The sequence below is a fragment of the Gemmatimonadaceae bacterium genome (assembly GCA_036003045.1).
In the GTDB taxonomy this organism is placed as follows: domain Bacteria; phylum Gemmatimonadota; class Gemmatimonadetes; order Gemmatimonadales; family Gemmatimonadaceae; genus JAQBQB01.
Map to the genome: position 1 here is coordinate 29,092 of DASYSS010000081.1, position 10,400 is coordinate 39,491.

10 protein-coding genes are annotated in these 10,400 nt (G+C 65.6%); 7 read left to right on the forward strand and 3 right to left on the reverse strand.

Annotation, left to right across the window (positions count from 1 at the left end; all coding sequences use genetic code 11):
- Positions 1–9: 9 nt before the first annotated feature.
- Positions 10–870 (reverse strand): non-homologous end-joining DNA ligase, encoded by an 861-nt coding sequence (gene ligD, locus VGQ44_18110; GenBank protein ID HEV8448754.1) that lies wholly within the window; start codon positions 868–870, stop codon positions 10–12.
- Positions 867–1,772, reverse strand: coding sequence for a hypothetical protein (locus VGQ44_18115; protein HEV8448755.1), 906 nt, complete (start codon positions 1,770–1,772; stop codon positions 867–869). Before VGQ44_18115 ends, ligD begins: the two co-directional genes overlap by 4 nt.
- 100 nt (positions 1,773–1,872) lie before the next feature.
- Between VGQ44_18115 and VGQ44_18120 the strand changes: the two genes are divergently transcribed.
- The 4 genes from VGQ44_18120 (at position 1,873) to VGQ44_18135 (ending at position 4,987) form a co-directional block, all read left to right on the forward strand.
- Entirely contained in the window at positions 1,873–2,292 is a 420-nt protein-coding gene (locus VGQ44_18120) for a Holliday junction resolvase-like protein (GenBank protein ID HEV8448756.1), read from the forward strand.
- A 162-nt stretch (positions 2,293–2,454) separates the two neighbouring features.
- A complete protein-coding gene (locus VGQ44_18125; GenBank protein ID HEV8448757.1) occupies positions 2,455–3,939 on the forward strand; it encodes a HAMP domain-containing sensor histidine kinase in 1,485 nt (494 codons plus the stop codon).
- A 176-nt stretch (positions 3,940–4,115) separates the two neighbouring features.
- The gene (locus VGQ44_18130) at positions 4,116–4,595 is read left to right on the forward strand and encodes a GNAT family N-acetyltransferase (GenBank protein HEV8448758.1); all 480 of its coding nucleotides are present in this window, start codon (positions 4,116–4,118) and stop codon (positions 4,593–4,595) included.
- Positions 4,596–4,681: 86 nt separating this feature from the next.
- On the forward strand, positions 4,682–4,987 hold the full coding sequence (locus tag VGQ44_18135) for a hypothetical protein (protein HEV8448759.1): 306 nt from the start codon (positions 4,682–4,684) through the stop codon (positions 4,985–4,987).
- 25 nt (positions 4,988–5,012) lie between these two features.
- Here VGQ44_18135 and VGQ44_18140 read toward each other — a convergent pair whose 3' ends face one another.
- Entirely contained in the window at positions 5,013–6,296 is a 1,284-nt protein-coding gene (locus VGQ44_18140) for a metallophosphoesterase (protein ID HEV8448760.1), read from the reverse strand.
- Between the two features lie 119 nt (positions 6,297–6,415).
- Here VGQ44_18140 and VGQ44_18145 point away from each other — a divergent pair, with 119 nt between their 5' ends.
- From VGQ44_18145 to VGQ44_18155, 3 genes are all read left to right on the forward strand, one after another.
- Positions 6,416–7,000 (forward strand): DUF305 domain-containing protein, encoded by a 585-nt coding sequence (locus tag VGQ44_18145; protein ID HEV8448761.1) that lies wholly within the window; start codon positions 6,416–6,418, stop codon positions 6,998–7,000.
- Positions 7,001–7,060: 60 nt separating this feature from the next.
- Positions 7,061–9,010 (forward strand): hypothetical protein, encoded by a 1,950-nt coding sequence (locus VGQ44_18150; protein ID HEV8448762.1) that lies wholly within the window; start codon positions 7,061–7,063, stop codon positions 9,008–9,010.
- Positions 9,011–9,166: 156 nt separating this feature from the next.
- The gene (locus VGQ44_18155; GenBank protein HEV8448763.1) at positions 9,167–10,108 is read left to right on the forward strand and encodes an integron integrase; all 942 of its coding nucleotides are present in this window, start codon (positions 9,167–9,169) and stop codon (positions 10,106–10,108) included.
- The last annotated feature ends 292 nt before the right edge of the window (positions 10,109–10,400 follow it).

Consider the following 10,400-nt stretch of genomic DNA (forward strand, 5'->3'; position numbering starts at 1 on the left):
TCGCGTCGATCACGGCGGTGCCGGAAGCGCGTGGCGCACATCGAAGATCTTCGCCCACAGGTCGCCCTTCGCGTCGAGACGCTTGGCCATCGTTCGCAGCGTAAACGTTCGAGGCGCCGCCTCGCCGCTCTCGACTTCTTCCCACGTACACGGCGCCGACGCCGGCGCCCCGGGTTTTGGTCGCAGCGCGTACGTGGCCGCGTACGTCGCGCCGAATTCGTTGCGGCCGGTGTCGATGAGAATCTTGCCGCCGCGGTCGGCCTTGTAGAACTCCTGCGTCAAGAGATCCGGCGCGCGGCGCACGAGCTCGCGGCCCAGTGAATGCGCGAAGTGGGCGACCCTTCCGCTGTCGGATTTCTCGTCGAGCGCGAATGCGACGTGGAATCCCTTCGACCCCGAGGTCTTGACCCAGCTCGTGACGCCTAGCTCGGCGAGCGCATCTCGCACGAGCAGCGCCGCCGAGCGTAGCGCGTCGGCGTTCTCCTCGAGCGGATCCAGGTCGAACAAGCACAGATCCGGATGGAACAAGTCCGGCACCCGCGACGTCCACACGTGCGGCGTGATGCAGTTCTGATTCGCGAGCCACATGATGCCGCGTGCGTCTCGCACGACTGGATAGTTGACGATGCCGTCGGACTTCGGCACGGCGATGCGCTCGAGCCACCCAGGGGCGCCCTTCGCGACGTTCTTCTGAAAGAAGCCCTTGTCGCCGATGCCGCGATGAAAACGCTCGAGCGTGACGGGGCGCCCTACTATATGTAGCAGCATCGCCGGAGCGACGAGCTCGTAGTACGCCGCCAGCTCTCCCTTGGTGATGCCGTCGTCCGGGAACATCACCTTCTCGGGATGCGTGATCGCGACGTCGCTCATTCGCCGGTCGATCGCTCCCGCACGACGTCGCGCGGCCGCACGTCCGTGCGTACGCTCAAAAGCCGCGAATGCCGAAGCTTGGTGTGCACCGTCCACTCGATGAACGCCACGCGCACGACGACTTCCGGCCGCACCCAATGTGCCCGCACCCTCGGCAGACCCTTCGCCTTGGTGAACGGCGTCTTCTCCAGCTCCATCGCGTCGAAGCGAGCTCTGAGCTCCGTCAGGAGCTTTGTGTCGAGTCCGGTTCCCACCTTGCCGGCGAAGACGAAATCGTCGCCCTCGAAATAGCCGACGAGGAGGGCGCCGAGTCCGACGCGCTTGCCCTGGGCGTCGGTGAAGCCGCCGACGACGAAGTCGTGCGACAGTTCGCACTTCATCTTGAGCCAGTACTTCGATCGCTTGTGCTCGTAGGGCGAATCGCGTCGCTTGGCGATCACGCCTTCCCATCCTTCGGCGCACGCACGTTCCCAGGGCGCGGCGGCGGCGAGCTCGGGCACTCGTCGCATTGGGGACACGAGAGGCAGGTCGGCGAGAAGGCGGCGGCGTTCGGTGAGCGGAAGGCGAGTGACGTCGCTGCCGTCGATCCAAATCACGTCGAACACATGATAGGCCGTGTGGCCATCCCACTCGACTTCGCCGTCGAGGATGACGTCGTGCACCGGCAGCGCCGCGACCGCGGCGGCGATTTCGGGCAGCGCCTTTTCTTTTCGCGTGCGAGAATACAGACGAACGACGTCGCCTTGCTTGAACGCGATCAGGCGAATGCCGTCGTATTTTCGCTCGAACGTCCACTCCGGGCCGCTGAAACGCTCCTGCGTGAGCGTCGCCGCCATCGGCTCGATCCACTCGGGAAATTCCAGCCGCACGGTTGGCGATGCGGACGAATCGGGTTTCGCCATTGCTCTGGGAGGGGACGCGGCGACACGCGTACGACGAGGCTCGAGCATTAGATTGAGGCTCTCCCCCTCTCCGGGCAATGATGACGCGCCGCGTCGCACCATGACCCCGCTCTTTGTTGGGATCGCGATCGGAATGGTCGTCGCATTGCTGATCGTCGCCGTACTCGCGCCGGGGTTTGCGCGCCGCAAGCGCGCCGAAGGGGCGTTGCAGAGTCGGGCGGTCGTTCGCGGGCAGATCTATGAGCAGCTCGTGCCGTATCTGCCCGGATTTCGGTTCAATCCGAAGGACGCGCAGTTCCTCGGCCGGCCCGTGGACTTCGTCGTGTTCGACGGATTGGACGACGGCGAGCTGCGGCGCATCGTGTTTGTGGAGGTCAAGACCGGCGGCGCCAAGCTCACGACGCGCGAGCGACTCGTGCGCGACGCGATTCGTGAGGGACACATCGAGTGGGCCGAGATCCGGGCCGACGCGAATCTCACGCTTCCCCCCGCCCAGCCGCGCACGACGACGAGAACGTGAATCCGCTCATCGGAAAGGCGTGTAAGAACGCCAAAGTGGTTGCGAAATTCTGGTTTGCGCCGCCTATTGGGCGGCGGCGGTCGATGCGCGTGCCGTTTCACCGGGGTGAAGCCATAGGGACGACGCAGTCTCGACATGAGCTGGATCACCATTCTTTGCGCAATGATCGCGGCGTCCTGCCTCACGGTCGCCGCTGTTCATCTGTTCGTCTGGCTTCGCTCGCGCGACGCATGGATGAACCTGCTGCTGGCCAACTGTGCCGTCTCGGCAGCGGCCGTCGTCGCATTCGACGTCGCCCTGATGCACGCCGAGACGCCCACGCAATTCGCGGTCATGCTGCGCTGGCTCCACGTGCCGCTCGCGTGGGCCCTGATCTCGACGATGTTCTTCGCGCGCGCATACCTCGAGGCCGGGCGAAACTGGCTCCTGTGGTTGACGGTCGCCATGCGCCTCGTCGTTCTCGCGTTGAACTTCGCGGTCCCGGTCAACTTGAATTTTCGGGAGATCACGGCGATTCAGAGTGTGACGGTCCTAGGCGAATCCGTCACGGTTCCGGTTGGACGGCCGAACCCGTTGATGCTCCTGGGCAACGCGGGCGTGGTGCTGCTGCTCGCGTTCTTGTTGGACGCATCCATCACCGCATGGCGAAAGGGCCGGCGGACGCAGGCGTTGCTCATGGGCGCGATCCTTGGTCCGGCGGTCTTCATCGCGTTGATCCGTGCGACGCAATTCGTGATGGGCGCCAGAGAGCTCCACAGCCCATACTTCATCAGCGTGGTTCCGCTCGGATTTCTCCTCGTCGTCTGCATCGGATTGAGCGGTGACCTCCTGCGCGCCACCACGCTGGCGCGCGAGCTCAAGGAGAGTCACGAACAGATGATCCTCACGCAAACGGAGCTCGAGCGCGTCTCTCGCTTGACGGCGATGGGCGAATTCGCGGCCGCCCTCGCGCACGAAGTTCTTCAGCCGATCACCGCCATTCTCCTCAATGCCAAGGCCGCCTTGGCCTCGCTTCCGGAGACCGGCCCGGGTGTCGAGGACGTGCGAGCCGGTCTCCGCGGCGTGATCGAAGCGGGTCAACGAGCCACGGAGATCACCCAACGGAATCGCGAGCTCTTTCGGCATCACCGCGTGCGGACCGCCCCGCTCGACATCAACGCGGTGATCGAGGAGTCGCGCACGCTGGCGTCGCGGCAGCTCACGGAAAGCGGCGTACACGTCGCCACGAGTCTCGCCGCGCATTTGCCCGAGGTCCGCGGCGACCGCGTCGAGCTCCAACAGGTGCTTCTCAATCTCATCGCCAACGCGATCGACGCGACAAACGCGCGACCGGCGGCGCGACTCTGGATTCGTTCGTCCGAGGGCACGGACGGCGTCCGCGTCGAGGTCGGCGACAACGGCATCGGCCTCGCGCGCGTCGACACCGGCCGAATGTTTTCGTTGTCGTATACAACCAAGCCACACGGTACCGGTGTGGGGCTGTCGGTCAGCCGCGCGATCGTCGACGCGCACGGCGGACGCATTTGGGCGGAGTCCAACGCCGAAGGCGGCGCGAGCTTCTACTTCACGCTTCCACTTGGCGGAGCCGGCGCCGGCGAGTTGCCGCAGGCGACGGTTCGCTCGAGCGCGACCACCGGCGTGCAGTGACCGGGGTTGAAGGCTCCTCGCTGCGAGTCTTCCTGGGCGCGTATCTTCCGAGCGTACCCCCGCCGCGCTCGAGGTCGTGAGATGGTGAAACGTCCCATCACGCAGACGCACTTTCCGGCCTTCGTCGTGCGCTTCATCTATCGCAACGACGTCTGGTCGATGTCGCGCCCTCGGTAGTGGTCAGGATCCGACCGGCGACCGCCGCCGACCTTCCCGCACTCGGTCGGCTCGGCGCGCTCCTCGTCCGCGCGCACCACGACTTCGACGCCAAGCGATTCATCTCGGCGACGGCGGAGACCGAGGGAGGCTACTCGTGGTTCCTCGGGACTCAACTCGACAAGCCGTCGATTTGCGTTCTGGTCGCCGACGACGCGGGCGAGGTCATCGGCTACACGTACGCCGGCGTCGAAGGACGCGACTACATGTCGCTGCGCGGACCCGCCGGCGTGCTGTACGACGTCGTCGTCGATCCGGCGCATCGCAAGCACGGTGTCGGCCGGCAACTCGTCGAGGCGGCTTTAGCGTTCTTGAAAGGCCACGGCTCCAGGCAAGTCGTGCTCAGCACGGCCACGCAAAACGCCGCGGCCCAGCGCCTGTTCGAGAGTGTCGGATTCCGCAAGACGATGATCGAGATGACGACCGAGCTGACGGGCTGACGCGTTTCGTGTCAGGACTAGCCGAGTAGTGGAATTCCCCCGATCTTGATTGGACCGTTGAACCCACCTGCTGCGAGGACTGACACGTGACCGACCCGATGACGCTCACCGCGGAGTTCCGATCCTCGGAATGGGAGCTGGTGCTGAAATACGAGGACGGTTCGCTGCCGGCGACGCAATGGACCGTCGAGACGATCACGATGGTGGCCGGATGGTACGCCAAGAATCTTTCGCGCGAAGCCGCGACGGGGCGGTATCGCGAGCATTACGAGAGGAATCATCGGCGGCTGACCAACCGACGCGAAGGCGCGGCGGTCGCCACGGAATCGATCGAGGCCGTCGATGCGGTATGGGAGTCGTTGCTGACTCGCGCGCTCGAGAAGAAGGCGTAAGACGGCAGCTCCGCAGTCAACTGAACTACCTCGATGCGGTACCCTCGATGCTGGTCTGCCGCCTCCGTCGCACCGCACGCGGCACCGACCTCGCGCGATGCACCGCGGCCGCCGCCGCCGTCGCGCGCCGTAACGTCACCAAGGTCACCTCGGGCCGCGCCCCAATCCGAAACGGAATCCCCCAGTACCCCGTCCCCGGACTGATGTAGAGCACCGCGTCCCCGTCCTCACTCGTGTGCGCCCCCATCGCGTGCGCGAGAAACGGCGACGCGAGACTCCAGCCGAGCATGGGCAGCGCGAACTGTCCCCAGTGCGTGTGTCCGCTGAGCGTGAGCGCGACTCCGCGTTTGGCGAGCGACGGCCAGAGCGACGGGTTGTGCGCGAACGCGACGACGGTCGCGTCTTCGGAAACTCCGGCGAGCGCGCGATCGATGTCGGGCGCGGCGCGTGAAGTTCCTCGGCGGCCGCCGGCCGGGTCGCCGGTTCCGACGAGCACGATCGTCTCGCGTCCGCGTCGCACCACGTGCGTTTCGTTCACGAGGACCGTGCCGAGCTTCGCTTGTCGCAACGCGTCTTCGACGTCGTCCCAGCCGGCGTACACGTCGTGGTTGCCGGGAATCATGAACACGCCCGACGGCGCCGAGAGCGAGCCGAGCAGCTTGGCGTAGACCGCCACGTCTTCGGCGCGATCGTCGATGAGGTCGCCGGTGATCGCGATGAGGTCGGGCGACAACGCGTGCGTCGCGCGCACGACTCGATCGATGAAGCGACGGGACGTGTGCGGGCCGATGTGCAGGTCCGACAGTTGGCCGATCTTGAGACCGTCGAAGCTCGGCGGTAGGTCGGGCACGAAGGCGTCGACGTGTCGCACGACGAGCCATTTCGAGCCGATGTACCCGGCAAAGAGAAGAATCGCCAGCGCCACGAGGACGACGAGCGCGAACGCGCGGCCCGCGAACAGCGCGTGACCGAAGACGGCTCCGCCGAGCGCGCCGATGAGCCCGGCGCCGGCGACGAGCGGCAGCATCAGGTTGCCGTAGAGGACCGGACGGATCACAAGCAGGCGGAAGGCTGCGTTCGGATAAAACGGCCAACCTCGCCACCGGATCAGCAGCACGAACGGCACGATGCAGTAGGCCGCGAGCGCGAGCGTCACCCAGAGAGCTCCCGGGAACAGTCCGACGGCGAGCGCGGCGATGGTGCCCCACCCGGCGACGAAGTACAGGCCGATGCGCGCCGCGATCGCGGCTGGCGACAGGCGCCTGCGGCGCGGGGTGTCTGGGGAACGGGGTGCGTCTGGATTCGGCATAGCTGAAGTTTGCGGGTGCGCGGAAGCCGTGGCGGACAGCCGGTCCGGCCCGTATCGTATCCCGTTGGTCCCAGACTACCGTACCCATGTTTACGTCCAAAAGATTCGCCTTAGGCCTCGTGCTCCCGGGCCTCTTCGCGTGCACGACGAGCAAAGCAGCCGACAAGCCGGTCGTGCAGCAGTCGATGGCCGACATGGCCGCGCCGGTGACGATTCCCGCCGGCGCGGTGTTCACCGCGGCCGACGTGCATTTCATGCAGGGCATGATCGCGCACCACGCGCAGGCGATCTACATGTCGCGCATGGCGAAGGCGCACGGCGCCAACCCGCGCGTGCTCAAATTCGCGACCAAGATCGACCAGTCGCAGATCGCCGAGATCCGGCTGATGCAGGATTGGTTGGTGCGCAACGGCCAGTCCGCTCCCGACACGTCGTCGTGGCGCCACATGCAGATGCCGGGCATGCTCTCCGCGCAGCAGCTCAAGGATCTCGACGCGGCGAAGGGCGTCGACTTCGACCGCGAGTTTCTCACGCTCATGATCCAGCACCACGAGGGCGCGCTCAAGATGGTGTCGGATCTCTTCGCGACACCGCTCGCCGGCCAGGATGTGGACGTTTCAGTGTTTGCGAATGACGTCCAGACGGTGCAGACCGCCGAGATAGGAACGATGCACGCCATGCTCGACGAAATGTCGAGCAACTGAAGAGCAACTGAAGAGCAACTGAAGCACTTCTGAACCACTTCCCTACTGGAGCTTCGACTGATGGGAACCGCTCGCAGGACGCTCACGCTCGCCGCCGCTCTCGTGCTGTCTTGGGCGCCGGCGCTGATCGCGCAGACGTATCCGACCGCGCCTGATCCGCGCAACGGACTCAAACCCGGCAAGCTCGACGCGGGCATCGCGCAGAGCGGGATGAAGCTCGTCTCGTTCTCGCCCAAGCCGCCGCAGTTCGACTCGACGTCGGGGCTCACGTTCATCAATTCGGACATCGCGTTCCGCGACCACTACGTCTACCAGGGCAACTTCTCGGGCTTCATGATCTGGGATGTGAAGAACCCGGCGAAGCCGACGTTGGTCGCAACGGTCGTCTGCGTCACGGCGCAGGGCGACCCGACGATCGTGGGTCACCTGCTCTTCATCTCGGCCGAAAGCGGCGGAAATCGCAAGGACTGCGCGAAGGGCGGGATCAAGGATTCGACCGATCACACGTCGCACATGTCGGGCGTCCGCATCTACGACGTGTCGAATCCGAAGGCGCCGAAGCTGATCAAGAACGTCGAGACGTGCAAAGGATCGCACACGCATACGTTGGTCCCCGATCCCAAGAACAAGGGCATCGTTTACCTCTACGTGAGCGGAAGTCAGGGGGCGCGTCCGTCGGTGGAGCTCGCGGGGTGCAACAACGGCACCGACCCGGCGGACACGACGAACTCGCTCTATCGCCTCGACATCATCAAGGTGCCGCTCGCGCATCCGGAGAACGCCACGGTGGTCGGTGGCGCGCGCATTTTCACCGGACTCGGTCAGGCGGCGCAGAGCACCGCGCGTCGTGATGCCCAGGCCAGCCGCGGCACGCGGGGGGCGGCGGGTGGTGGCAATGCGCCAGCCGATGCGCAAGCGCAAGCAAGAGCGGCTTTCGGCTATCGGCCGGATCCGTCAAACGGTCCCTGGAATTGTCACGACGTGACGGCGTACCCCGAGATGCATTTGCTCGCCGGCGCGTGCGCGAGCTATGGCCTGCTCGTCGACATCTCGAATCCCGAAAAGCCCGTGCGCATCGCCGCCCAGGCCGACACGAACTTCTCGCTCTGGCACACGGCGGTGTTCAGCAACGACGCCTCGAAGGTCGTGTTCACCGACGAGTGGGGCGGCGGCACGTCGCCCAACTGCCAGAAGACGAGCATGATGGAAATGGGCGGCAACGCGATCCTCACGATCAGCAAGGACAAGAAGTACACGCAGCACGCGTACTTCAAGATTCCGACGGCGCAGAGCGACAAGGAGAACTGCGTGTCGCACAACGGCGGACTCATTCCGGTGCCGGGCCGCGACCTGATGGTGCAGGGTTGGTATCAGGGCGGCATCGACGTGAGCGATTTCACCGATCCCGATCATCCCTTCGAGGTCGCGTACTTCGATCGGGGTCCCGTCGACACGCCTGAAGATTCGATGAAGGTCGTCGCCGCGGGCAGTCCGGCGGGCAACGTCGCGAATGCCTCGAACGCCGCGACGCCTGCCGGCGGAACGGCCCGTGGCGCGGGAGGCAATCGTTTCCGCAACACGATCGGCGGCTCGTGGGGCGCCTACTACTGGAACGGCTACATCTATTCCTCCGAGCTCGCGCGCGGCTTCGACGTCCTCGAGCTCGTGCCGAGCGACAAGCTCTCGGCTAACGAGCTCGCGGCGGCAAAGCTGGTGCGGTTCACGGAGTACAATCCGCAGAGCCAGCCGCACATCGTCTGGCCCGCGGCGTTCCCCGTCGTGCGCAGCTATCTCGACCAGCTCGTGCGCGACAAGGGTCTCTCGGCCGCGCGCACGACGGCCATCGCGAAAGCGCTCGACGACGCGGAGAAGGAGACCGGCGCCGCACGCGGCGCGTCGCTGACCAAGCTCGCGACGGTGGTGGACGGCGATGTCGCGGGCGCGAAGGATCAAGCGCGCGTGAAGTCGTTGTCGGTGGAGATCAAGCGGTTGGCGGCGGTGTCGAAGTAGCCGTTGCGCACGGCGCTCGCCGGGAATCGCACGATCCGGCGAGCGCGAAAATGACGACGAAGTTTTGAGACGCGGGACGAGATTGGGAGCGTGCTCCCACTCGTCCCGCCGTCGCATCTGGACGGCCCGCCCGATCCGACGAAGTCGCTCCGGCTGATGGAGATCGTTCGGCGCGTCTTGCGCGAGCGGCGGTACAGCACGCGAACCGCGAGCGCCTATGTCCAGTGGATCCGTCGATTCATCCTGCATCATGGGCGGCGGCATCCCAAAGACCTCGGCGCCGAGCACGTGCGCGACTTTCTGTCGTCGCTCGCGACCGAAGCCGGCGTCTCCGCGGCGACACAGAACCAAGCGTTGGCGGCCCTCCAGTTCTTGTACGACCGCGTGTTGAAGCAGGGCCTCCTGCGAGTCGACGGCGTCGTGCCGGCGAAACAATCGCGCCGCGTGCCGGTGATTCTGAGTCAGGCCGAGGTGCGCGCGATTCTCGAGCACCTCAAGGACCCAATCCGTCTTTGCGCGCAGCTGATGTACGGCGGCGGTCTGCGACTCACCGAATGCGTCACCCTTCGCGTCAAGGACGTCGACATCGACCGCCGCGAGATCGTCATTCGAGATGGAAAGGGAGGCAAGGATCGCCGGACTCCCCTCGCCGAGTCGTGCATTCCCGCGCTTCGCCGTCACCTCGATGCGCGACAACGCGAAATCGCCTTGGACCGGCGTACCGACGTGCGGACGACGGGCATCTCCAGCGCTCTACTGCGCAAGACTCCGGGCGCCGACACGGATTGGCGCTGGCAATTCGTCTTCGCCGCCGCGCGAACCTTCGTCGACGACCACCGCGTGCGCCGCCGGCACCACGTGCACGCGACCGCGATCCAGCGTGCCTTCAAGGCCGCCGTCGACGCCGCCCGCATCCCGAAGCGCGCATCTTGTCATTCCCTCCGCCACTCGTTCGCGACCCACCTGCTCGAATCCGGCGCCGACATCCGCACGGTGCAGGAGTTGTTGGGCCACACGGATGTGAGGACGACGATGATCTACACCCACGTCCTGAACCGCGGCGCGCTCGGCGTTCGCAGCCCGGCGGACGCGCTGTGATGGACCGAGCCACCGCTCGCCGTCGGGGCCCTGAGTGGCCCGAGCACCGACCTTCGCGACCACCGATACCTCCCTTCCACGCCGCTCGGCCCAAACCCGACCATTCTCGCGCGCAACACTGCGAGCCCTTCGCAGCTTAATGCACCAGGACCCAAAACGCGCCGAAACTAAGTGCCTGATTCACGGCCACTTGCGCTTTCGCGCCAGCGGTCTCTTCGTTATTACACAACGTTTGCATTGCAGTCTTTAGCACATTTTCGCAGCCTAACGACGCTGTATAATTAGCGTTGAT